This window comes from Cellulomonas sp. (assembly GCF_035634735.1).
Taxonomy (GTDB): Bacteria; Actinomycetota; Actinomycetes; order Actinomycetales; family Cellulomonadaceae; genus Cellulomonas.
In genome coordinates this window covers 1-24205 of the sequence record NZ_DASQCJ010000197.1, presented here as the reverse complement: position 1 = coordinate 24205, position 24205 = coordinate 1, and the positions used below count along the sequence as shown (strand labels likewise).

Sequence of the window (24205 nt, the reverse complement as noted above, 5' to 3'; positions counted from 1 at the left end):
GCCCGGCCGCCGGGCCGGTGCCGGGGTGCGCGGTGCGGGCGGTCGGCCGCAGACCGAGGGGGTCGCGACGGTCGCCCCGGGCCAAGGTCCCGGGAAATCATGGGACGACTGGCGCATACTGAGCGCGTGAACGGCACGACCCTCGACCGACCGACCCGCACCACCGTCCGGCGAGTGCTCGCATGAGGGTCCGCACCCGCCCCGAGCACCCGGCGACCGGCGCCGCGCTCGCCGTGGTCGGCGGGTTCCTGGACGCGTACACGTTCGTCGCGCACGACGGGGTCTTCGCCAACGCCCAGACGGGCAACGTCGTGTTCGTCGGGATCCACGCCGCTCGGGGCGAGTGGGCGCAGGCCACCGGCTACCTGCCGATCATCGGCGCGTTCGTCCTCGGCCTCGTCGCCGCCGAGTGGCTCGCCGCACACCGTCGCCTGCCGGGGATGCACGACCCGACCCGCATCGTGCTGCTCGCCGAGATCGCGGTGCTGGTCGCGGTCGCCGCACTGCCGGTGTCGGTGCCCACGCTCACGACGACCGTCGCCGTGTCGTTCGTGGCCGCTCTGCAGGTCACCACGTTCCGGCTGGTCCGGGACACCACGTACAGCACGACCATGACGACCGGGAACCTCCGCACCCTCGTGACCGCGGCGTACGAGTGGCTGAGCGGCTACGACCGGACCCAGCGCGTGGTCGTGCTCCGCCTGTCGATCATCGTCCTGGCGTTCGCGGCGGGAGCGGGGATCGGAGCCGTCGCGAGCGGCCCCGACGCGCTCGGCACCCGCGCGGCGCTGCTCGCCGCGGCCCTCCTGGCCGTGGTGCTCGCCGCCATCGAGGCGCACACCCGGCGGATCTCGGCCGCCGAGCCGGCCCCGGGCTGGACCTCCACGACGCGCTCGCCGGCACCGCTCCCGTCGCGCACCCAGGTCGGCGCCGAGGGGGACTGACCCGCCGTCGCACCCGCGGGGCTGGTGGTCACCGCCGTGGGAGCGCTACCGTCCGTCGGGACATCGAGGAGGATGCCCGTGCACCGCAGCCGGATCTCGACCCTGCTGATCGACGCCCCGCACGCCGAGGCGGCCGCCGCCGCGCGGTTCTGGTCCGCCGCCACCGGCGTGGCCTCGTGGTCGGTGCCGGACGAGGAGCAGTTCACGCACCTCGAGGACCCGATCCCCGGCCTCGTCGCGGCGGTGCAGTCGATCGGCGGGCCCGCGCGCTACCACCTCGACATGGAGACCGACGACGTCGCCGCCGAGACCGCGCGGCTGCTCGACCTCGGCGCGGTCGAGGTCGGCGGCTGGCTCGACTGCCGGACGCTGCGCGTGCCGGGCGGGCACCTGCTGTGCGTGATCCCGGTGCACAGCGACCCGGCGGACTTCGCCGAGCAGGCGCACGTCTGGCCCTGACGGGCGGGCTCCCCGGAGCCGGGGAGCCGCGGGTCAGGCGGTGGGGCGGTCGGCGTCGGGGGCGGACGCGTCGGGGGCGGACGCCTCGCTCGCGCCGCCGGCCTGCGCCGCCGGGTCGTCCCCGGCCAGCACCCGGTACACCGACCGGCGCGCCTCGGCGACGATCTCCCCCGCGCGCACCCGCTGCGCCTCGGTCCCGCCGCGGCCGACGGCCCGGACGGCCTCGAGCAGCGGGCCCACCTCGGCGCGCAGGTCGACGCCCTGCTCGGCGTCGCCGGCCGCGAACGGGTCGGGCCAGGAGGCGGAGTCCCGCTCGACGAGCGCGCGGCCCTCCTCGGTCAGCGTCGCGAGCTTGCGCCCGGCCGAGGCCGTGAGCGTCACGACGCCCTCGTCCTCCAGCAGGTTCAGCGTCGGGTAGACGGCGCCGGGGCTCGGGCGCCACCGGCCGTCGCTGCGCTCGGCGATGGCCTCCATCAGCTGGTAGCCGTGCATGGGCTGCTCGGCGAGCAGCAGCAGGATGGCGTTGCGGACGTCGCCGCGCGGTCGCCGGCCGCGCCGCCCGCCGGGGCCGAACCCGCCCGGGCCGAACCCGCCGGGCCCCCCGGGCCCGAAGCCACCGCCGGGGCCGAACCCCGCGCCCGGGCCGAAGCCGCGCGGCCCGTGGCCGCCGAACCCCCGCCCGCGCCCGCGGTGCCCCTCGTGCGACCCGTGCGGGCCGCGACCGGACCGCTCGTCGCGGCCCTCGCTCTCGAACTCGTCATGTGTGTCGTTGTATCGCATAACGCTAACGATATATCGCTACCGCTCTCTTGTGAACCCCCGCCCGCGCCCACCACGCGCCGCCACCCCGCCGAACCCACCCCGCCGAACCCCGCCGAGATGGCAACTCTCGGCTGCGTCGCGCGCCCGTGCGGCAGCCGAGAGTTGCCATCTCGGCGACGGGGACGAGGCTGGGACGCGAGCGGGCGCGGCGCAGGGCGGCAGGGCGCAGGGGCGGCGGGGCGGCAGCGTCGCGGGACGGGACGGGGGCAGCACCGTGGAGTGGTTCGGCGCGGACGGGTACACGATCGCCCGCGAGGTCGTGCAGCGCGGCGTCGCCGCCGTGTACGCCCTCGCCTTCGTCAACGTGCTGCGCCAGTTCCGCCCGCTGCTCGGCGAGCGCGGCCTGCTCCCGGTCCCGGAGTTCACCGAGCGGGTGCCGTTCCGCGCCGCACCGAGCCTGTTCGCCTGGCGGTACTCCGACCGGCTGCTGGTCGCCGTCGGCGTGGCCGGGGTCGCGGTCGCCGGGGCGCTTCTCGCGGGCCTGCCGCAGCAGGGCCCGCCCTGGCTCCCCCTGCTCGCGTTCGCGGTGCTGTGGGTGCTGTACCTGTCGGTGGTGAACGTCGGGCAGACGTTCTACGGGTTCGGCTGGGAGTCGCTGCTGCTGGAGGCCGGGTTCCTGGTGGCGTTCCTCGGCTCGGACGCGGTCGCCCCGCCGTGGACCGTCCTCGCGCTGCTCTGGTGGCTCGTGCTCCGCCTGGAGCTGGGCGCCGGCCTGATCAAGTGGCGCGGCGACCCGGCCTGGCGCGACCTGACGGCCCTGTACTACCACCACGAGACCCAGCCGATGCCCGGCCCGGCGAGCCGGCTGTTCCACCTGCTCCCCCGCCCGCTGCACCGGGTGGAGGTCGCCGCGAACCACGTGGCGCAGCTGGTCGTGCCGTTCGGGCTGCTGCTCCCGGGCCCGGTGGCGAGCACCGCGGCGGCGGTGATGATCGTGACCCAGCTCTGGCTGGTGCTGTCCGGCAACTTCGCGTGGCTCAACTGGCTGACGATCGTGCTGGCGGCGTCCGCGGTCGACGACCGGTCCTGGGCGGCGGTGCTCGGGCTGGTCGGCGTCGACGTGCGGACCGGCACCCCCGCCGCGGACCCGCCGTCCTGGTTCGTCGTCGTCGTGCTCGCCGTGACCGCGCTGTGCGTCGTGCTGTCGTTCTGGCCGGCCCGGAACCTGGTGTCCCGGAACCAGCGGATGAACGCGTCGTTCAACCCGTTCCACCTGGTCAACGCGTACGGCGCGTTCGGTTCGATCACCCGCCGCCGCACCGAGGTGGTCGTCGAGGGCACCCGCGACGACGACCCGGCGGACGCGACCTGGCTCGAGTACGAGTTCCGCGGCAAGCCGGGCGACGTGCGGCGGCTGCCCCGGCAGTACGCGCCGTACCACCTGCGGCTCGACTGGCTGATGTGGTTCCTGGCGCTGGGGTCGGCGGCGCAGCTGCGGTGGTTCGTGCCGTTCCTCGGGAAGCTGCTGGCGGCCGACCGCCCGACGCTCCGGCTGCTGGCGCACGACCCGTTCGGCGGCGAGCGCCCGCGGTGGGTGCGGGCGCGGCTGTACCGCTACCGGTTCGCCACCCCCGCCGAGCACCGGGCCACCGGCGACCGGTGGGTGCGCGCCGACGAGGGGCTGCTGGTCGACGCGGTGAGCCTGGACCTGCTGACCCGGCGCCGCTGAGTAGCCGACCCGCGCCCGCCGGCCGACTCCACGCGCGCCCGGCCCCGCGCCGCCCGGCCGGTCACCCCCGCCGCGGCGCCAGGTCCTCCTGCAGCACCAGCGCCGCGGCCCCGACCGCCGCGGCGTCCGCGACGTGCGCCGCGAGCGCCACCCGCACCCCGTGCCGGTCGGCCGCGTGCAGCTCGGCCCGCAGCCGGCGCTCGACCACCTGCGCGTACAGCGACCCCGCGGTGCTGAACGCCGGCCCGGCCAGGACGACCGAGTCCACGTCGAGCAGGTTGGCGGCGGTGACGGCGGCGTCCGCCAGGTACTCCGCGGAGTCCCGGACGAGCTCGAGCGCGAGCGGGTCGCCCTGCACGGCGGCCGTGGCCACCGCGCCGAAGTCGGTGATGGGGTCGCCGTCCGCGCTCAGCCGCGCCGTGGTCGCGCGGCCCGCGGCGACCGCCTCGCGGAACCGCCGCGCGACGGCGTGCGGGGCGGCGAGCTCCTCGAGCGTCGGCCCCGGCCCGTGCCCGCCGCGGTGCAGGTGCATCCGGCCGAGCGGGCCCGCGTTCCCGCTCGCGCCGCGGTGCACGGTGCCGCCGACCACGACGCCGGCGCCGATGCCCGCGCCCATGTAGAGCGTGCAGTGCGCGACCGACCCGGCGGTGCGGCCCGCCCAGTACTCGCCGACGGCCGCGGCGGTGGCGTCGTTGTCCAGCACCACCGGCAGCCCGACGGCCTCCGCGAGGGCCGCGCGCACGCCGAAGCCCTGCCACCGGTGCAGCGACCGGGACACGGTGATCGCCCCCGCGTCGAGGTCGAGCGTGCCGGGCACCGCGAGGCCCACGCCCGCCACCCGGTCGCGCCCGATGCCGGCGGCCCGGAGCAGCACGTCGATCTCCCCCGCGATGCCGATGACGACCGCGTCGGGGTCCTCCTCGCGCGCGCCGCGCACCCGCGTCCGGGCCACGACGGCGCCCCGCGCGTCGATGAGCACGACGACCAGCCAGTCGGCGCCGAGCTGCACGCCGACGGCGCACCGCGCGAGCGGGTCGAGCGTGAGCATCACCCGCGGCTTGCCGCCGGTCCACTCGCGCGCGCCGCTCTCCCGGAGCAGCCCCTGGTCGAGCAGCGCCCGGACCGCGTGCGAGATCGCCGCCTGGGTCAGCCCGGTCAGCTCGGCGAGCTCGACCCGGCTGATCGGCCCGCGGGTGCGGACCAGGTCGAGCACCCGGGCGCGGGTGGTCGACGGCGCGCGACCGCCCCGCCGCTCGGCGCCCTGCCCGACCTCGACGCCGTCCATGCCGCTCAGCATGGCACGGCGGCACACCCCCGCCGCGCCCGGCGTGCGATGCTGCCCGCATGACGACGCCGACGCCGCCCGACCGGCGGCCGGGCAGCGGCGTCCGGGTCGGGCTGGCGCTGCTGCCGGCCGACGACGACGGCGCGCTGGAGCCCTTCTACACGGACCTGCTGGCGGGCATGGAGGAGGAGCTCGACGCGCACGGCGCGAGCGTGTTCGTGCACGTCGTCCCGGACCTGGACGCCGAGCTCGTGGCCTACCGGCGCTGGGCCCGCGACGGCCTGGTGGACGCCGTGGTGATCTCCGACCTCGTGGCCGACGACCCCCGGGAGCAGGCCTGCCGCGACCTCGGGCTGCCGTCCGTGCTGCTGGGCGGGGAGCCCGGCGACGGCCGGTGGGTGGTCGACTACGACAACGACGGCGCGATGCGCACCGCGGTCGCGTTCCTGGCAGACCTGGGCCACCGTCGGGTCGGCTGGGTGTCCGGGCCCGAGCGGTACCGGCACACCCGGGTGCGCGGCGCGGCGTTCCACGAGGCCGCGGCCGCCGCCGGGGTCGTCGGGCTGCACCGCGAGGGCGACTACGGCGCGGCGAGCGGCGCCCTGCGCACGGCCGAGCTGCTCGCCCTCCCCGAGCCGCCGACGGCGATCGTGTACGACAACGACCTGATGCCGCTGGCCGGCCTGCGCGAGGCGGCCCGGCTCGGGGTCCGCGTCCCGCAGGACCTGTCGGTGCTCGCGTGGGACGACTCGGCGAACGTGCGGATCTCGCACCCGCCGCTGTCGGTGGTGAGCCGCGACGTGCACGAGCTGGGCGCCCTCACGGCCGAGGTGCTGCTGCGGGCCGTCGCCGGCGGGCCGCCCGCGACCACCCGCACCCCGGGGGTCCGGGTGGTCGCGCGCGGCTCGACGGCGCCGCCGCCTCGCTGACGGCCGCGAGCTCGGCAGTCCGGGTCCGAGGTCGGCACCTCGAGCTGCCGATCTCGACCCGCTGGTGCCGAACTCGACCGCGGGCGCCGCCCCCGCTCACACCTCCGTCGCGTGCAGCACCAGCGCCTGCGCCGGCCACAGGGCCGGGATCTGCAGCCCGACCGTCGCCAGCACCCGCCCCGGCAGCGTGACCTCCCCCGCCGCCAGCCAGGGCGGCGTCACCCAGCCCCACCGCGCGGCGCCGACCTCGTCCCGGACCCGCACCCGGTAGCGCGCGTCCGGCCGCAGCCCGTGCAGCCGGACGGGCTCGGGCCGGGCGTCCTCGAGCGTGGCCACCGTCGCGACGGTCCACACCCCCGCGGAGCGGTCCGGCGCGACCGCGCCGACCACCCGGAGCGCCGGGTCGCGGACGTCCGCGTGCACGGCGGTGCCGGTGTGGATCAGGCCCCGCAGCTCCCGGTACAGCCCGGCGAACCGGGTGAGCACCTCGACCTCCTCCGCCGAGCAGGACAGCACGTCCCACTCGAAGCCCGCGGACCCCATCAGACTCGTCGCCAGCCGGTACGACAGGTCGAGCGTCCGGCCGGAGCTGTGCGACGTCGGCGGACCCACGTGCGCGCCGACCAGCTCCGGCGGCAGCAGCAGCCCGGTCCACCGCTGGATGTCCTGCCGCTCGACCGCGTCGTTGGAGTCGGACGCCCACACCCGGTCGGCGACCTCCAGCACGCCGAGGTCGCTGCGGGCGCCGCCGGACGAGCAGGACTCGATCTCCAGCCCCGGGTGCCGCGCCTTGAGCTCCGCCATCAGCCCGAGGGCGGCCCGGGTCTGCGCGTCGACGCCCGGCCGGCCCGCGTGCCGCGCGTCGACCAGGTCGCGGTTGTGGTCCCACTTGATGAAGTCGATCCCGAGCTCCGCCACCAGCGCGGACACCTGGCCCAGCACGTGCGCCCGCGCCTCGGGCCGCGCCAGGTCGAGCACGTGCTGGGTCCGGTACGACAGCCCCTCGGGGTCGGGCACCCGGGCCGGGTCGTGCAGCAGCCAGTCCGGGTGCGCCCGCGCCAGGTCCGAGTCGAGGCTCACCATCTCCGGCTCGAACCAGAGACCGAACTGCATGCCGAGCCCGTGCACCGCCTCCGCGAGCGGCCCGAGCCCGTCCGGCCACACCGCCCGGTCGACGACCCAGTCGCCGAGGCCCCGGGTGTCGTCGCGGCGCGCGAGGAACCAGCCGTCGTCCAGCACGAACCGCTCGACGCCGATCTGCGCCGCGCGCTCCGCGAGCCGGAGCACGGTCGCCGGGTCGTGGTCGAAGTAGACCGCCTCCCAGGTGTTGAGCACGAGCGGACGCGGCGTGCGCGGGTGCTGCGGGCGGGAGCGCAGGGACGTGTGGAACCGCGCGGAGACGCCGTCCAGCCCCGCGTCCGACCAGGCGAACCACGCCGTCGGCGCCGCGAACGCCTCCCCCGGCGCCAGCACCACCTCGCCGGCGCGCAGCAGCTCGCCCGCGCCGAGCAGGGTCGGCTGGTCGGGCAGCCGGTCGGTGCGGTAGGTGGCGTCCGCGGACCACGCGAGGTGCACCGCCCAGACCTCGCCGTCCCGGTCCCGGGGCGCCGCCGTCGACGCCGCGAGCAGCCACGGGTGGTCGTGGCCCGGCCGCCCGCGCCGCGTCTGCCGCGCCACCGACCCGCGCGGCAGCGGCCCGGTGGCGGGCACCTTCTCCCGCGTCCACCGGCCGGCGAACGTCGTGAGCACGTCGGCCCGGGTGGGCACCGGGAGCGCCGCCTCCAGGGCCTGCACCTCGACGGGGGCGGGCGCGGTCGGGCCGACCTCGAGCCGGTGCGCGACGCCCAGCAGTCCGCCCGGCTCCAGGTGCAGCCGGGTGCGCAGCACCAGCCCGGCGGCGGCGTCGCGGGCGACCACCTCGACGGCGTGGCCGTCCGGCGCCGGCTCGGGCGGCCCGGCCGCCCAGCGCGGCTGCAGCGGCACGCCCCCGCGCACCAGCTGCAGGCCCGGGCGTCCGGGCCAGCCGTCGGTCTCCTGCGGCAGCACGGAGGGGTGGGCCGCGGCGTCCAGGGTGCCCGGCGGCGTCTGCCGGTCGACCGCGGCGCGCAGGGCGGCGAGGTCCGCCGGGTCCAGCGGCCCCGGGTCCGCGCCCCAGTGCAGCACCTGGGGCAGGCCGTCGCGGGGGTGGGCCAGGACGACGGCGACGCCGTCACGGCGCAGCACGGTCCGGGCGAGGTCGGGGGTCGGGTCGGTCACGGGCTCTCCTTCGAGTCGGACGGTCGGGCGGGATCGGTCTAGGCGGGGACCTCGGACGCCGCCGGCGCGGCGGCGGGCACGGCGAGCACAGGGGGCACGTCGGGCGGGGTGCCGGGCGCCGCGACCGACGCCGCGACCGGCGCGGCCGGCACCCCCGGCCGCCCCAGCGGCGACCGCAGCACCACCAGCGCCCCGCCGACGGCGGCCGACACCCGCACGTCCCGGGACAGCCGCACCCGCACCGGCCGGAGCAGCCGCGCGAGCGCGCCCGCGTCGACCACCTCCTGCACCCCGGCGACGTACAGCGGCCCGGCGACGCCGAACGCCGGCCCGGCCAGCACCACGGTGTCGACGTCGAACAGGTTCATGAGCGTCACGGCGGCGGTCCCCAGGTGCCGGGCGGAGGCCGCGAGCAGCGCCGCGCACGCCGCGTCCCCGGCGACCGCGGCCCGCGCCACCCGCTGGAAGTCGGCGAGCACCGCGTCTCCCCCGCCGGCCAGCCCGAGCCGGGCCGCGAGCGCCGCGTCGCCCAGCGCGGCGGCGACGACCGCGCCCGGCCCGGCCAGCACCTCCACGCAGCCCCGGTTGCCGCAGGCGCAGGCCGGGCCGGCGGGGTCGACGGGCACGTGGCCGATCTCGACGGGGTTCGCGGTGCCGCCGCGGTAGACCTCGGCCCCGGCGATCACGCCGCCGCCGACGCCGGTCGCCATGTAGAGCACGCCGAAGGTGTCGACGTCGAGCGCGCCGACCCACTGCTCCCCGACGGCGGCGGCGGTCGCGTCGTTCTCCAGCAGCACCGGCAGGCCGAGCAGCCGGGCGAGCGTGCCGGTGAGCGGGTAGTCCCGCCACTCCGGCGTCGGCTGCCCGGTGAGCACCGCCCCGGCCGCGCGGTCCTGCGGGCCGTGCGTCACCAGCCCGACCCCGAGCACCCGGTCGCGCGGGATGCCCGACCCCGCGAGCAGCAGGTCGATGTGCCGGGCGAGGACCGGCAGCGTGTCGTCGGGCGCGCCGCGGCCCACGCCGCGCACGCCGGTGGACGCGACCCGCCGCCCCGCGAAGTCGGTCACCACCACGCTGCTCGCGCACCGGTCGAGCTGCACGCCGACCGCGAACCAGGCGCCGGCGTCGAGCTCCAGCAGCCGCCGCGGCGACCCGACGCCGCCGGTGACCCGGCCGACCTCGTGCACCAGGCCCTCGCCCATCAGGTCGCGCACGACGTGCGTGATGGTCGCCGCGGTGAGGCCGGACCGGTCGGCGAGCTCGACCCTGCTGACCGTGCCGAGTGTGCGGATCAGGTCGAGGACGAGCGCCCCGGTCGCGGCACGGGGTGTCGTGCGCATCTCCCGATCATATCTTGACATGCTTAATTTAAGCACGTAACGATATGCCTGCGTTTCCCCGGGCCGCGACGACGCGGCCACGACCAGACCGTCGCCCGCGACGGGTGGAAAGGACCAGCGATGTTCCTCAGGTCAGCACGCACGCCCCGGCGCCGCGCTCGTCGCGTCGTCCCCCTCGTCGCCGGAGCCGCGACGCTCGCCCTCCTCGCCGCGTGCAGCGGCGGCGGCGACGGCGGCGGCTCGGGCAGCACCGGCGCCTCGGGCGACGGCAGCACCCTCGTCGCCTACACCGGCCAGTCCGGCGACTACCAGGTCAACTTCAACCCGTTCTCGCCGTCCCGGATCGGCGGGCTCGGCGCGATCTACGAGCAGCTGTTCTTCATCAACAAGGCCCAGGAGTCCGACCCGGTCCCGCTGCTCGGCACCGAGTACACCTGGAACGACGACGGCACGGAGCTGCAGGTCACGCTGCGCGACGACGTCACCTGGACCGACGGCGAGCCGTTCACCGCCGACGACGTCGTGTTCACCTACGACCTGCTCGCGAGCACCCCGGCGATCAACAACGTCGGCTACGCCGGCACGGCCACCGCGACGGACGACACCCACGTGACCTTCACCTTCGAGGCGCCCGCGTTCGTGCAGGGCCCCGACGTGCTGTCCGGCGTGCCGATCGTCCCCGAGCACCTGTGGGCGGACGTCGACCCGACCGCCGACGTGGTCGAGAACCCGGTCGGCACCGGCGCGTACACCCTGGGCGACTTCAAGCCGCAGGCCTTCACCTACACCGCGAACCCCGAGTACTGGGGCGGCGAGCCGGCGGTGAAGACGATCCGGTTCCTGTCCCTGTCCGGCAACACCGCGGGCGCCGACGGCATCGCGAACGGCACCATCGACTGGCAGACCGGCCCGGTGCCGGACATCCAGAACGTCGCGGAGAACTTCCCCGGCTACGACACCCTGACCGCCGCGCAGAACCAGATGGTGCTCGCCACCTGCTCCAGCGTCGAGCAGGGCTGCTCCGGCCCGCAGACCGACCCGGCCGTCCGGCACGCGCTGTACCTGGCGATGGACCGCACCCAGCTGAACCAGCTCGCGTTCGAGGAGACCGCGTCCGAGATCTCGCCGACGTTCGCGCTGACCTCCACGCAGGAGGCCACCATCTCGGCCGACGTCGAGGAGCCGGTCGCGCCCGAGAAGGCCGACCCCGAGGGCGCCGCGGCGGTGCTCGAGGCCGCCGGCTGGGCCAAGGGCTCCGACGGCATCTACGCCAAGGACGGCGAGCGGCTGACCGTGACGGTCGAGGTCGTCACCGGCTGGACCGACTACATCACCGCGGTGCAGACCATCGCGCAGCAGGCGAAGGCCGCGGGCATCGACGTGCAGACCGCGCAGTCGTCCTGGAACGAGTGGACCGAGCGCCGCACCCAGGGCAACTTCCAGCTCGCGATCGACTCGCTGTGGCAGGGTCCCGCGCCCGACCCGTACTACCTGTACACGTACTTCTTCTCCTCGGCGACGGGCGCCCCCGTGGGCGAGGCGGCGGGCAACAACTACTCCCGGTACGCGAACCCCGACGTCGACGCCGCGCTCGAGGCGCTGAAGACGATGCCGCTGGACGACGCCGAGGCGCGCCAGCCGCACTTCGACACCATCCAGGCCGCGGTCGTCGAGGACATGCCGTACATCCCGATCCTCACCGGCGGCACCACGAGCGAGTGGAACGTCGGCGGGTTCACCGGCTGGCCGACCGAGGACGACATGTACGCCTTCCCGGCGGTGTGGTCCGCGTTCGACGCCGCGGAGATCTTCAAGCGCCTGGAGCCGGCGGCCGGCTGAGGCGAGCCGGGCCGGGCGGCGCGCCACCGCGCCGCCGCCCGGCCCGGGCCCCGCCCCGGACCTCCCCCCGCCGTCGGAAAGGTCGCGACGTGAGCTACGTCCTGCGCAAGCTCGGCTTCTACGCGGTCGCCCTGTGGGCCGCCGTCACCCTCAACTTCCTCATCCCCCGCCTGCTGCCGGGCAACCCGGTCGACATCCTGCTGGCCAAGCTGCAGCAGCGGGGCGGGACGGTCACCCCCGAGACGCGGGAGGCGTACGCCGCCCTGCTCGGCGGCGACACCACCGACTCCCTGCTGCAGCAGTACGGCACCTACCTGTCGAACCTGCTGCACGGCGACCTCGGCGTCTCGGTCACCTACTTCCCCACCCCGGTGAGCGAGGTCATCGGCACGTCGATGCCGTGGACCGTCGTCCTGGTCGGCATCGCGACCGTGCTCGCCGCGACCATCGGCGTGCTGCTCGGCGCGTTCGTCGGCTGGCGGCCCGGCACCTGGCTGGACTCGGCGGTGCCGCTGACCACGCTGCTCGCCGCGGTGCCGTACTTCTGGCTCGCGCTGGTGCTGGTCTACCTGCTGTCCCGGGTGCTCGGCTGGTTCCCGTCGCAGGGCGGCTACGACGTGGTGCTCGACCCCGGCTGGTCGCCCGAGTTCATCGGCTCGGCGATCGAGTACGGCTTCGTGCCGGCGCTGACCATCGTGGTCGCCTCGATCGGCGGCTGGCTGCTCGGGATGCGCAACATGATGGTGTCCACGCTCTCCGAGGACTACGTGCTGACCGCGCGCGCCAAGGGCCTGCCGCACGGGCAGGTCATGCGGAACTACGCGGCGCGCAACGCCGTGCTGCCGTCGGTCGCCGGGTTCGCCATCTCGCTCGGCTTCGTCGTCTCCGGGTCCGTGGTCACCGAGCAGGTGTTCTCCTACCCCGGCATCGGGTCCCGGCTGCTCGCCGCGGTCACCAACAACGACTACGCGCTCATGCAGGGCGTGTTCCTGTTCATCACCCTGGCCGTGCTCGGCGCGAACCTCGTCGTCGACCTGCTGTACGGCCTCATCGACCCGCGCACCCGCGCGAAGGGCTGAGGGGAGCCGGCGATGACGAACATCGGACCGGACGTGCAGGTGGCCGTCGAGGGCCCCGGCGGCCCCGTCGAGGTGCCCGCCGAGACCGCGACCACCACCCCGCCGGGGCCCGCCCGCGGCGGCAAGGCCCGTCCCGCGTGGCGGATGCTGCTGCCGACCATGACCCCGTGGCTCGCCACGGGCCTGGTGCTGATCGCCGGCGTGGTGCTGCTCGGCGTGGTCGGGCCGTACCTGGTCGGCGACCCCGACGCGATCAGCGACGTCGGCCTGGCCCCGCCGTCGGCGGAGCACTGGCTCGGCACCACCCAGACCGGCCAGGACGTGCTCGCCCAGCTGGCGCACGCGACCCGCGGCTCGCTGCAGATCGGCCTCATGGTCGGCGTGCTGGCCACCCTGCTGTCGGCGTTCTTCGGGATCTACGGCGCCTACCTGGGCGGCGCGGCCGACGAGGGGTTCTCCCTGCTGTCGAACGTGTTCCTGGTGATCCCCGGCCTGCCGCTGGTCATCGTGATCTCGGGGTTCGTGCCCCGGGAGAGCCGCGGCCTGTGGACCATCGCGGTCGTGCTCGCGCTGACCTCGTGGGCGGCGTCCGCCCGGGTGCTCCGGGCGCAGACCCTGTCGGTGCGGGCCCGCGACTACGTGGCCGCGTCCCGGCTGTCGGGCGAGAAGCCGTGGCGGGTCATCGGCGTCGAGATCCTGCCGAACCTGCTGCCCGTGCTCGCGTCGCAGTTCGTGTACGCGGTGATCGCGGCGATCCTCGGCGAGGCCGGCCTGTCGTTCCTCGGCCTCGGCGCCTCGAACGCGTCCACGCTCGGCACGATGCTGTTCTACGCGCAGAACGGCTTCGCGCTCCCGCTCGGCGCGTGGTGGTGGTTCGTGCCGCCCGGCCTGGTCATCGCCCTGTTCGGCATGGGCCTGTCCCTGGTCAACTTCTCGATCGACGAGATCATCAACCCCCGGCTGAAGAACGCCCGCACCGCCCGCCGCCGCGCGAAGGCGGCCGCCCGCGTCGCCAGGAAGGCCGCCTGATGACCACGCTCACCGACCGGGTCCCGCACGCCGCGGTGCCCGCGCGCCGCCCCGTGCTCACCGTCACCGACCTCACCGTCGTCTACGACGTCGAGCAGCCCGTCACCGCCGTCAAGGACGCGAGCCTGCAGCTGGGCCGCGGCGAGATCCTCGGCCTGGCCGGGGAGTCCGGCTGCGGCAAGACGACGCTCGCCTACGCGATCAACCGGCTGCACCAGCCGCCGGCCCGGATCGCGTCCGGCTCCGTGGTGTTCCACGACCGGGACGGCGGCGACGTCGACCTGCTCGGGCTCGACGACGAGCGGCTGCGGCGGTTCCGCTGGTCGCAGCTGTCGATGGTGTTCCAGGGCGCGATGAACTCGCTCAACCCGGTGCGCACGATCGGCGCCCAGCTCGACGACACGCTGCGCGCCCACGCGCGGATGTCCCGGGCGCAGCGCCGGGAGCGGTCCGCCGAGGTGCTGACCCGGGTCGGCGTCGACCCCGGGCGGCTGCGGTCCTACCCGCACGAGCTGTCCGGCGGCATGCGGCAGCGCGTGATGATCGCGATGGCCATGCTGCTCGAGCCGCAGATCATGATCATGGACGAGCCGACCACCGCCCTCGACGTGGTGGTGCAGCGGGAGATCCTCCGCGAGATCGTCCGGCTGCGCGACGAGCTGGACTTCGCGGTCGTCTTCATCACGCACGACCTGCCCCTGCTGCTCGAGATCAGCGACCGGATCGCGGTGATGCTCGCCGGCGAGATCGTCGAGCTGGACACCGCGACGCAGCTGCACCGCTCCCCCGCCCACCCGTACACCCGCCGGCTGCTCGGGTCGTTCCCGAGCCTGTCCGGCGAGCGCGGCGCGTTCATCCGCGAGGGCGTCGACCCCGAGGAGGGCACGGCATGACCAGCGTGCACGTCACCAACCTGACCAAGGACTACGGCCTGCGCTCCGGCCTGCGGCGCAGCACGCTGCGCGCCGTCGACCGGGTGTCGTTCGACCTGGTGCCGCGGCGGACCGTGGCCCTGGTGGGCGAGTCCGGCTCCGGCAAGTCGACGATCGCCAAGCTGCTCACCCGGATGGAGAAGCCGACCTCCGGGCGGATCGACGTGCAGCTGGACGACCGCACCCCGGTGATGGGGTCGGTCTACCAGCGGCACGTGCAGATGGTGTTCCAGGACCCGTTCGCCTCGCTCAACCCGTTCCACTCGGTCGAGCACCACGTGGCCCGGCCGCTGCGGATCCACCGCCGCACCCACGACGCGGCGTCCACCCACGCCCGGGTGCTGGAGATGCTGGAGCGGGTCAACCTGCACCCCGCGGAGGACATGGCCGCGCGCCGCCCGCACGAGCTGTCCGGCGGGCAGCGGCAGCGCGTCGCGATCGCCCGGGCGCTCGCCCCCGGCGCGCAGGTGCTGATCGCCGACGAGCCGGTGTCGATGCTCGACGTGTCGATCCGGCTCGGCGTGCTCAACCTGCTCGGCCGGCTGCAGCGGGAGGACAACCTCGCCGTCCTCTACATCACGCACGACCTGGCGACCGCGCGGCACTTCTCCGACGAGATCCTGGTGCTCTACCGCGGCCGGGTGGTCGAACGCGGGCCGGCGGACGCCGTGATCCTCGACCCCCGGCACGACTACACGAAGCTGCTCGCGATGGCCGCGCCCGACCCGGACCGGGTGGGCAGCGTCGGGCGGGAGGGCGACACCGCCGTGGCGCGCGACGGCATCGACAACTCGGTCTGCTACGACCACACGCTCGGCGCGTGGGTGCCGATCGACGAGGCGGAGGCGGCGGCCGCGTCCGCCGCCGCGGGCGGGGTGCGGGCCGGTGCCTGAGTTCGTCAGCGCGGTCGTGCCGCCGCCGCCCGCCGCCGCGTCGGCCGCCCCGCCCGTCCGGTTGGTCGACGGCCTCGCCTACGGCGGCGACTACAACCCCGAGCAGTGGCCCCGCGAGGTCTGGGACGAGGACGTCGCGCTGATGCGGCAGGCCGGCGTCAACCTGGTGACGCTCGGGGTGTTCTCCTGGGGCCTGGTCGAGACCGCCGACGGGGCGTTCGACTGGGGCTGGTTCGACGACGTGGTCGCGCTGCTGCACGAGAACGGCATCGCGATCGACCTGGCCACCCCGACCGCGGCGCCGCCGTCCTGGCTGCACACCGCGCACCCCGAGGTGCTGCCGTACGACGCGGACCTCTACCAGCAGCCGCCCGGCGGCCGGCTGGCCTGGTGCCCGAGCAGCGCGGTGTTCCGGCGGTACGCGCTGCGGTACGTCGAGGCCCTCGCGGAGCGGTACGGCCGGCACCCCGCGGTGCGGCTGTGGCACGTGAGCAACGAGCTCGGCGGCGGGAACGCCCGGTGCTACTGCGACGTGTCGGCCGCGGCGTTCCGGGACTGGCTGCGCGCGCGGTACGGGACGGTCGACGCCGTGAACGAGGCGTGGGGCACCGCGCAGTGGGGGCACCGGTTCGGCGGCTGGGACGAGATCCTGCCGCCGCGCGGGAAGCACGGCGCCCCGAACCCGGGGCTCTACCTCGACTACGAGCGGTACTCCTCGGACGCCCTGCTCGCGCACTACCTGGCGGAGAAGGCGGTGCTGGAGCGGCACTCCGACGCCCCGGTCACGACCAACATGATGGTCGGGCCCGGCGCGCAGGTCGTGGACTACGCGTCCTGGGCGCCGCACACCGCCGTCGTGGCGAACGACCACTACACCCTGGTCGACGACCCCGACCGGGAGCAGGACCTCGCGTTCGCCGGCGACCGGATGCGCGGCATGTCCGCGGGGCGGCGGCCGTGGCTGCTGATGGAGCACTCCACCGGCGCACCGTCCTGGCAGCAGCGGAACCGCGCGAAGGACCCGGGCGAGATCGCCCGGAACGCCCTGGGCCACGTCGCCCGCGGCTCCGACGGCGCGCTGTTCTTCCAGTGGCGCGCGTCGACCGCCGGGGCCGAGCAGTTCCACTCGGCGATGCTGCCGCACTCCGGCACCCGGTCCCGGGTCTGGCGGGAGGTCGTCGCGCTCGGGCGGCATCTGCGGGCGCTGGCGGAGGTGCAGGGCACCGTCGTCGAGCCCGCGCGGGCCGCCATGGTCGTCGACGACCCGGCCGGCTGGGCGCTGCAGCACGGGCTCACCCCGCACCGCGCCCTGCGGTACGGGCGGGAGCTGCGCACCTGGCACCGGGCGCTCTGGGAGCGGCAGGTGCTGTGCGACGTCGTGCCGCCCGGCACCGACCTGGCCGGCTACGACCTGGTGCTGGTGCCGACGCTGCTGGTCCTGTCCGACGCGGAGGCGGAGCGGCTGCGCGCCGTGCCGGCCCGCGGCGGGACGCTGCTCGTCACCTACCTGTCCGGCGTCTGCGACCCGACCGGCCGGGTCCGCCCCGGCCTCGGCGCCCTGCAGGACGTGCTTGGCGCCTGGACCGACGAGTTCTACCCGCTCCAGGCCTCCGAGCGGGTCGTGCTGGACGACGGCGCCGAGGTCGCGGACTGGACCGAGCGAGTCGAGCTCGACGGTGCCGAGGCCGTCGTCCGGTACGCCACGTCCTCGCTGGCGGGCGGGGCGGCCGTGACCCGGCGGTCCGTCGACGGCGGCGGGGCCGCCTGGTACGTCGGGGCCGCGCTGCCCCGGGACGCCGTCGACCGGGTCGCCGCGCGGCTCGTCGAGGAGGCGGGCCTGCCGCGCACCGCGGAGGCCGAGCCCGGCGTCGAGGCGGTCCGCCGCGTCGGCGACGGGTCCTCGTACCTGTTCCTGCTGAACCACACCGATGCGGACCGCAAGGCCACCGCGTCCGGGACCGACCTGCTCACCGGAGCGGAGGTCGGGCCCGTCACCACGGTGCCGGCGGGCGGCGTGCGCGTCGTCCGCGAGCGCTGACGCCCCTCCGACCCGACCTGCGACACCCCTGCGCCACCCTGAGCCACCCCTGCGACACCCGGGAGCACCCGTGCAGCACCACACCCTCGCCGACGGCTGGACCGTCGCCGCCACCGCCGGCCCCGTGCCCGACGCCGTCCTCGCCGCGGGCGCCCTCGCCGCCGAGGTGCCGGGCTCGGTGCACACCGACCTGCTGGCAGCCGGCCTGATCCCCGACCCGTACCTCGACGCGCACGAGGAGTCCGTGCGCTGGTTCCACGGCACGGACTGGCGGTACGAGCGGGCGCTCGCGCTGGAGCCCGCCGCCCCGGGCGAGCGGGTCGACCTGGTGCTCGAGGGGGTCGACACGGTCGGCACCGTGGCGCTCGGCGGCCGGGTGCTCGGGTCGACCGCGAACATGCACCGGTCGTACCGGTACGACGTGCGGGCGCTCGCCGACGGCACGGCGCGGCCGCTGACCGTCGACCTGCGGTCCGCCACCGCCTACGCCGACGAGGTGCGGGACGCCCTGGGCGACCGGCCGTCCGCGTACAGCCCGGTGCCGTACAACTTCGTCCGCAAGATGGCCTGCTCGTTCGGCTGGGACTGGGGCCCCGACCTGCGCACCGCCGGGCTGTGGCAGCCGGTGCGGGTCGAGCGCTGGTCCGTCGCGCGGCTCGCCCGGGTGCGCCCGCTGGTCACGCTCGACGCGGACGGCACCGGCCGGGTCGCCGTGCACGTGGACGTCGAGCGCTCCGGGCTGGTGCCGGACGGGGCCCTGACGCTGCGGGCCGCCGTGCTCGGGGTGTCGGCGACCGTGACCGTGCCGGCCGGGGACTCCGCCGCCGCGGTCGAGCTCGCGGTGCCGGACGCGCCGGTGTGGTGGCCGGTCGGGCACGGCGAGCAGCCGCTGGCGGACCTGGACGTGACGCTGGCGGGCGCAGGCGCGGGCGCGGGGGCGGGCGCGGGCGCCGGGGCCGGTGCCGGCGTGCTCGACGCCTGGCGCCGCCGGGTGGGCTTCCGGTCGGTCGCCCTCGACACCGCCGACGACGAGCACGGCACCCGGTTCACGCTGGTGGTCAACGGCCGCCCGGTCGCCGTGCGCGGCGCCAACTGGATCCCGGACGACCACCTCCTCACCCGGATCACCCGCGAGCGCCTGGTGCGCCGGCTCGACCAGGCCGCCGACGCCCACCTCAACCTGCTCCGGGTGTGGGGCGGCGGGATCTACGAGTCCGAGGACTTCTACGAGGCCTGCGACGAGCGCGGCCTGCTGGTCTGGCAGGACTTCCTGCTCGCGTGCGCGGCCTACCCCGAGGAGGAGCCGCTGCGCTCCGAGATCGAGGCGGAGGCGCGGGAGAACGTCGTGCGCCTGATGCCGCACCCGTCGCTGGTGCTGTGGAACGGCGGCAACGAGAACGTCTGGGGCCACGAGGACTGGGGCTGGCAGGAGCGCCTGGGCGACGCCACCTGGGGCCGGTGGTACGCCGAGGAGCTGTTCCCGGCGGTGCTCGCCGAGCTCGACCCGACCCGGCCGTACGCGACCAACAGCCCGTTCACCCCGCGCCGCGACCCCGCCGACGTGCACCCGAACGACCCCGACCGCGGCACGCACCACCAGTGGGAGGTGTGGAACCGCGTCGACTACACCGTGTACCGCTCGGAGATCCCGCGGTTCTGCTCGGAGTTCGGCTTCCAGGGGCCCCCGGCCTGGCGCACGCTCGTCGAGTCCGTGCACGCGGTCGACGGCGGGCCGCTCGCCGACGCGCCCGTGCCGCAGGAGGACCCGGTGTTCCTCGTGCACCAGAAGGCCGAGGACGGCAACGGCAAGCTGGACCGCGGCATGGCGCCGCACCTCGGCGTCCCGCGCGACTTCGCCGACTGGCACTGGGCCGCCCAGCTCAACCAGGCCCGCGCCGTCCGGCACGCCGTCGAGCACTACCGCGCGTGGTGGCCGCGGACCGCGGGCTGGATCGTCTGGCAGCTCAACGACTGCTGGCCCGTCACCTCCTGGGCGGCCGTCGACTCCGCCGAGCGACCGAAGCCGCTCTGGTACGCGCTGCGCGCGGCCGGCGCCCCGCGGACGGTGTTCCTCGCCGAGCGGGACGGCGGCGTCGTGCTGGTCGCGACCAACGACACCGACGAGCCCTGGACCGGCACCGCGCACCTGCGCCGCGAGACGCTGGGCGGTGTGACGGCCGCCGCGGCCGGGCTGCCCGTGGTGGCCGAGGCCCGGTCCGTGGCCGTCGTGCCGGTGCCGGCCGACCTCGCGACCCCCGGCGACCCCACCGGCGAGGTGCTCGCCGCGCGGCTGGCCGACGGGGAGCGCGAGGCGCGGGCGACGCACGCGTTCGCCGAGGACGTGGACCTCCGCCTCGACCCGGGGGCGGTGCGGGCCACCGCCGCGCGCGAGCCCGGCGGCTACCGGGTCGAGGTCGTCGCCCGGTCGTACGCGGCCGACGTCACGCTGCACGCCGACCGGCTCGCGGCCGACGCCCTGGTGGACGACGCCCTGGTGACGCTGCTCGCCGGCGAGCGGGCGACGTTCCACGTGACGACGGACGCGGTGCTCGACCTGGCGGACCTGACGGCGGCGCCGGTGCTGCGGTCGGCGAACGACCTGCGGGCGGTGCCGCTCGCGGGCGGGCGCGAGCTCGAGGCCGACCTCGAGGCGGCCCGGTGACGCGCCGGTTCCCGGACGGCTTCCTCTGGGGCGCCGCCACGGCGGCGTACCAGGTCGAGGGGTCGACCGCGGCGGACGGGCGCGGCCCGTCGATCTGGGACACGTTCTCCCGCACCCCCGGCGCCGTGCTCGGCGGCCACACCGGCGACCTCGGCACCGACCACTACCGGCGGTTCGCCGACGACGTCGCGCTCATGGCCGACCTCGGGCTGCGGGCCTACCGGTTCTCCGTCGCGTGGCCGCGCGTGCAGCCGACGGGGCGCGGCCCGGCCAACCAGGCCGGGCTCGACTTCTACCGCCGGCTCGCCGACACGCTGCTCGCGCACGGCATCGACCCGGTCGTCACGCTCTACCACTGGGACCTGCCCCAGCCGCTGGAGGACGCCGGCGGCTGGCCCGCGCGGGACACCGCGTGGCGGTTCGCCGACTACGCGGGCCTGGTCGCGGGGGCGCTCGGCGACCGGGTCCCGCTGTGGACCACCCTCAACGAGCCGTGGTGCACCGCGTACCTCGGGTACGCGTCCGGCGAGCACGCCCCCGGGGTGCAGGACCCGGCCCGGGCGCTGGCCGCCGTGCACACGCTCAACCTGGCGCACGGGCTCGGCGCCCGGGCCGTCCGGGCGGCGGCGGGCGACGCCGCGCAGGTGTCCGTGACGCTGAACCTCCAGGTGAACCGGGCCGCGTCCGCCGCGCCCGCCGACGTGGCGGCGAAGGCGCGGCTCGACCGGGTCGCCAACGAGGTGTTCCTCGGTCCGCTGCTCGACGGCGCCTACCCCGACGAGGTCGTCGCCGAGACGGCGCACCTGACCGACTGGGGGTTCGTGCGGGACGGCGACCTGGACCTCGTGCGGACCCGGCTCGACGCGCTCGGGGTGAACTACTACACGACGGCGCTGGTGGGGGCGGACGGGGCCGGGGCCGTCGCGACGGCAGGGGCCGGGGACGCCGGGTCCGGGGAGGCCGACGTGCAGGCCGCGTCGCCCGCCGGCACGGAGCGGCCGCCCGCCAACCTCGTCGAGGGCGTGCGCTGGCGGCACCAGCCGGGGCCGCGGACCGCGATGGGCTGGGTGGTCGACCCGTCCGGGCTCACCGAGCTGCTGGTCGACCTGCACCGCCGCCGCCCGGACCTCCCGCTGCACGTCACCGAGAACGGCGCCGCGTACCCCGACGTCGTCGCGCCGGACGGCGGCGTGCACGACGCCGACCGGGTCGGCTACCTGCACGCGCACGTCGACGCCGTCGGGGCGGCGCTGGACGCCGGCGCGGACGTGCGCGGCTACTTCGCGTGGTCGCTGCTGGACAACTTCGAGTGGGCGTACGGGTACGAGCGCCGGTTCGGGATCGTGCACGTCGACTACGCGACGATGGCGCGCACCGTGAAGGACTCGGGCCACTGGTACCGACGGCTCGCGACGACGGGGGTGCTGCCGCCGGTGACCGACGTGGCCGCGGGCGAGGCCGCCGGCGCCGGGGTGGGGGCCGGGACGGCCGCCGCGGCGGGCTGACCCGCTCCCCTTGCCGGGGCGGGGCGGCGCGAGCATCCTCGTGCCGTCCCACCCGGCCGCCACCTGGGCGACCGGTGCCCGCCCGCCGCAGGAGGCACCGTGCTCACGCTGGAGCTGATCGTCGTCGTGCTGCTCGCGCTCCTGGCCGGCACGGCCCTGGGCCGCCGGTTCGGCGTCGCGCCGCCGCTGGTCCTGCTCGTCCTCGGGGTGGGCCTGGGGTTCCTGCCCGCGTTCCGCGGCCTGACGGTGCCGCCGGAGCTCGTGCTGCTGGTGGTGCTGCCCGCGCTGCTCTACTGGGAGAGCCTGACCACGTCGCTGCGCGAGATCCGGGCGAACCTGCGGGTGATCGTCCTGTCCAGCGTGCTGCTCGTGGTGGTGACCGCCGGCGTGGTCGCCGTCGTGCTGCACGCCCTGGGGATGCCGTGGGGGCCGGCGTGGATCCTCGGCGGCGTGCTCGCGCCGACCGACGCCACCGCGGTGGCCGGCGTCGCCAAGGGCATGCCGCGCCGCACCCTCACCACGCTGCGCGCCGAGAGCCTGGTCAACGACGGCACCGCCCTGGTCATCTACGCGATCGTGGTGCACGCCGTCGCCGAGCCGGTCACCGGCGGCTACCTCGCCGGCCGGTTCACGCTCTCCTACCTCGGCGGCGCGGCCGCGGGCGTCGCGGTGTGGTGGCTGGCGGTGCAGCTGCGCGAGCGGGTGCACGAGGCGATCCAGCAGAGCGTGATCAGCGTGCTGACCCCGTTCGCCGCGTTCCTGCTCGCCGAGCTCGTGGAGGCGTCCGGGGTGCTCGCGGTGGTCGTCGCCGGCCTGCTGCTCAGCCAGAGCGGGCCGCGGCTCATCCCCGCCGCCGCCCGCGTGCAGTCGCAGTCGTTCTGGGCGGTGGTCAGCCACGTGCTCAACGGTGCGCTGTTCGTGCTCGTCGGGATGCAGCTCGTCACGGCCGCGGACGGGCTGTCCTCGGCCGACCTGGCCCAGGCGGTGGGCTGGACCGCCGCGGCGTTCGGCGCGGTGATCGGCGCGCGGATGCTGTGGTTCCACACCACGCCCTACGTCGTGCGGGCGCTCGACCGCCGACCCGTGCAGCGCACCCGCCGGGTGTCCTGGCGGCACCGGATGCCCGGCGCGTGGGCGGGGTTCCGCGGCGCGGTGTCGCTGGCCGCCGCGCTCGGCGTCCCCGAGACGACCGCGGACGGGGCGCCGTTCCCCGGCCGGGACGTCATCATCTTCGTCACCGGCGGCGTCATCCTGGCGACGCTGCTGATCCAGGGGCTGACGCTGCCGGCCGTCGTGCGCTGGGCGCGCCTGCCCGTCGACGACGGCGTCGAGGGCGAGCGGCACCACGCGGAGAAGGTGGCGACCCGCGCCGCCCTGGACGCCCTGCCGGTCGAGGCCGAGCGGCTCGGGCTGACCGGCAAGGTCGTCGCCAAGCTCGAGGCGGAGTACCGGATGCACGCCGAGGCGCTCGCCGAGGCCGGCGCCGAGCACCCGGACGACGGGCGCCCGCGCGAGGCCGACTTCGACGCGCTCCGGCTGGCGGTGCTCGCGCACAAGCGGGCCGCGGTGGTGCGGCTGCGGGACGAGCGCACGATCGACGACATCGTGCTGCGCGAGGTGCAGGCGCAGCTCGACGCGGAGGAGGTCCGGCTGACCCGCGGCGCGCTGTCCCCGGAGTGAGGTGGGCAGCGCCGGCGCGCGCGTGTCGGGGGTGGGCGGCAGGATGACGACCGTGCTGCTCGCCGACGTCGCCGCCACCAGCGCGGGCCTGGCCGCGACCCGCTCGCGCCTGGCCAAGCGCGCCCTGCTCGTCGACCTGCTCCGCCGCACCGGCCCGGAAGAGGTGCCCGTCGTCGCGCGGTACCTCGCCGGCGAGCTGCGGCAGCGCCGCACCGGCCTCGGCTGGCGGTCCCTGCGCGACCTGCCGCCGCCTGCCGCGGAGCCGTCCCTGGACGTGCTGGCCGTGGACGCGGCCTTCGAGCGGATGGCCGGCCTGTCCGGCCCGGGCTCCGCGGGCGCGCGGGCCGCGCTGGCGGCCGACCTGTTCGGCGCCGCCACCGCCGACGAGCAGCGGTTCCTGGCGGGCCTGGTGTCCGGCGAGGTCCGGCAGGGCGCGCTCGACGCGCTGCTGCTGGACGCGGTCGCCGAGGCCGCGGGCGTGCCGGTCGCGACCGTCCGCCGGGCGGCGATGCTGGCGGGCGCGAGCGAGCCGGTCGCCGAGGCCGCCCTCGCGGCGGCCACCCCCGAGGAGGCCCGGGCCGCGCTGGACGCGTTCGGGCTCGCCGTCGGCCGCCCGGTCCGGCCCATGCTCGCGGCGTCCGCGCCCGACGTGGCCGCCGCGGTCGCCGGGTTCGACGGCCGGGCGGTCGTCGTCGACGCCAAGCTCGACGGCATCCGGATCCAGGTGCACCGCGACGGCGACGACGCGCGCGTCTACACCCGCAGCCTCGACGACATCACCGCACGGGTGCCCGAGGTGGTCGAGGCCGCGCTCGCGCTGCCGGTGCGCTCGGCGGTGCTCGAC

General features: G+C 76.3%; 17 protein-coding genes and 1 pseudogene. 14 read left to right on the top strand and 4 right to left on the bottom strand.

The window, feature by feature from the left end; translation table 11 throughout:
* Nucleotides 1–182: 182 nt before the first annotated feature.
* Together VER05_RS16195 and VER05_RS16190 are read left to right on the top strand one after the other, a co-directional pair.
* Complete coding sequence (locus tag VER05_RS16195) at nucleotides 183–944, top strand: YoaK family protein (protein ID WP_324846346.1); 762 nt, start codon at nucleotides 183–185, stop codon at nucleotides 942–944.
* A gap of 78 nt (nucleotides 945–1022) precedes the next feature.
* Nucleotides 1023–1403, top strand: coding sequence for a VOC family protein (locus tag VER05_RS16190; RefSeq protein WP_147794166.1), 381 nt, complete (start codon nucleotides 1023–1025; stop codon nucleotides 1401–1403).
* A gap of 33 nt (nucleotides 1404–1436) precedes the next feature.
* On the opposite strand, the gene VER05_RS16185 is transcribed toward VER05_RS16190, so the two are convergent.
* Nucleotides 1437–2183, bottom strand: a complete 747-nt coding sequence (locus VER05_RS16185; RefSeq protein ID WP_324846345.1) for a PadR family transcriptional regulator — start codon at nucleotides 2181–2183, stop codon at nucleotides 1437–1439.
* Nucleotides 2184–2439: 256 nt separating this feature from the next.
* On the opposite strand from VER05_RS16185, the gene VER05_RS16180 reads away from it, so the two are divergent.
* Entirely contained in the window at nucleotides 2440–3894 is a 1455-nt protein-coding gene (locus VER05_RS16180; RefSeq protein WP_324846344.1) for a lipase maturation factor family protein, read from the top strand.
* A gap of 61 nt (nucleotides 3895–3955) precedes the next feature.
* Here VER05_RS16180 and VER05_RS16175 read toward each other — a convergent pair whose 3' ends face one another.
* On the bottom strand, nucleotides 3956–5179 hold the full coding sequence (locus VER05_RS16175) for an ROK family transcriptional regulator (protein WP_324846343.1): 1224 nt from the start codon (nucleotides 5177–5179) through the stop codon (nucleotides 3956–3958).
* 59 nt (nucleotides 5180–5238) lie between these two features.
* On the opposite strand from VER05_RS16175, the gene VER05_RS16170 reads away from it, so the two are divergent.
* Nucleotides 5239–6108, top strand: coding sequence for a LacI family DNA-binding transcriptional regulator (locus tag VER05_RS16170; RefSeq protein ID WP_324846342.1), 870 nt, complete (start codon nucleotides 5239–5241; stop codon nucleotides 6106–6108).
* A gap of 96 nt (nucleotides 6109–6204) precedes the next feature.
* On the opposite strand, the gene VER05_RS16165 is transcribed toward VER05_RS16170, so the two are convergent.
* Nucleotides 6205–8364: an alpha-galactosidase gene (locus VER05_RS16165; protein ID WP_324846341.1), complete on the bottom strand. Its 2160-nt coding sequence runs from the start codon at nucleotides 8362–8364 to the stop codon at nucleotides 6205–6207.
* Nucleotides 8365–8402: 38 nt separating this feature from the next.
* Nucleotides 8403–9704 carry an ROK family transcriptional regulator gene (locus VER05_RS16160; RefSeq protein ID WP_324846340.1) on the bottom strand — a complete coding sequence of 434 codons (1302 nt, stop codon included), beginning with the start codon at nucleotides 9702–9704 and terminating at the stop codon, nucleotides 8403–8405.
* A gap of 120 nt (nucleotides 9705–9824) precedes the next feature.
* On the opposite strand from VER05_RS16160, the gene VER05_RS16155 reads away from it, so the two are divergent.
* The 10 genes and pseudogenes from VER05_RS16155 to VER05_RS16110 form a co-directional block, all read left to right on the top strand.
* A complete protein-coding gene (locus tag VER05_RS16155) occupies nucleotides 9825–11543 on the top strand; it encodes an ABC transporter substrate-binding protein (RefSeq protein WP_324846339.1) in 1719 nt (572 codons plus the stop codon).
* An 89-nt stretch (nucleotides 11544–11632) separates the two neighbouring features.
* Nucleotides 11633–12622, top strand: coding sequence for an ABC transporter permease (locus tag VER05_RS16150; RefSeq protein WP_324846338.1), 990 nt, complete (start codon nucleotides 11633–11635; stop codon nucleotides 12620–12622).
* A gap of 12 nt (nucleotides 12623–12634) precedes the next feature.
* Entirely contained in the window at nucleotides 12635–13651 is a 1017-nt protein-coding gene (locus VER05_RS16145) for an ABC transporter permease (RefSeq protein WP_324846337.1), read from the top strand.
* Nucleotides 13651–14544, top strand: a complete 894-nt coding sequence (locus tag VER05_RS16140) for an ABC transporter ATP-binding protein (protein WP_324846336.1) — start codon at nucleotides 13651–13653, stop codon at nucleotides 14542–14544. The genes VER05_RS16145 and VER05_RS16140 overlap by 1 nt, the downstream gene beginning before the upstream one ends.
* A complete protein-coding gene (locus tag VER05_RS16135; protein ID WP_324846335.1) occupies nucleotides 14541–15476 on the top strand; it encodes an ABC transporter ATP-binding protein in 936 nt (311 codons plus the stop codon). The genes VER05_RS16140 and VER05_RS16135 overlap by 4 nt, the downstream gene beginning before the upstream one ends.
* The gene (locus tag VER05_RS16130; RefSeq protein WP_324846334.1) at nucleotides 15469–17514 is read left to right on the top strand and encodes a beta-galactosidase; all 2046 of its coding nucleotides are present in this window, start codon (nucleotides 15469–15471) and stop codon (nucleotides 17512–17514) included. The genes VER05_RS16135 and VER05_RS16130 overlap by 8 nt, the downstream gene beginning before the upstream one ends.
* 70 nt (nucleotides 17515–17584) lie before the next feature.
* Nucleotides 17585–20176 (top strand): glycosyl hydrolase 2 galactose-binding domain-containing protein, encoded by a 2592-nt coding sequence (locus VER05_RS16125; protein WP_324846333.1) that lies wholly within the window; start codon nucleotides 17585–17587, stop codon nucleotides 20174–20176.
* On the top strand, nucleotides 20173–21681 hold the full coding sequence (locus VER05_RS16120; RefSeq protein ID WP_324846332.1) for a glycoside hydrolase family 1 protein: 1509 nt from the start codon (nucleotides 20173–20175) through the stop codon (nucleotides 21679–21681). Before VER05_RS16125 ends, VER05_RS16120 begins: the two co-directional genes overlap by 4 nt.
* 99 nt (nucleotides 21682–21780) lie before the next feature.
* Nucleotides 21781–23361 carry a Na+/H+ antiporter gene (locus tag VER05_RS16115; RefSeq protein ID WP_324846331.1) on the top strand — a complete coding sequence of 527 codons (1581 nt, stop codon included), beginning with the start codon at nucleotides 21781–21783 and terminating at the stop codon, nucleotides 23359–23361.
* A gap of 52 nt (nucleotides 23362–23413) precedes the next feature.
* Nucleotides 23414–24205, top strand: a pseudogene (locus tag VER05_RS16110) (ATP-dependent DNA ligase); the annotation flags it as partial.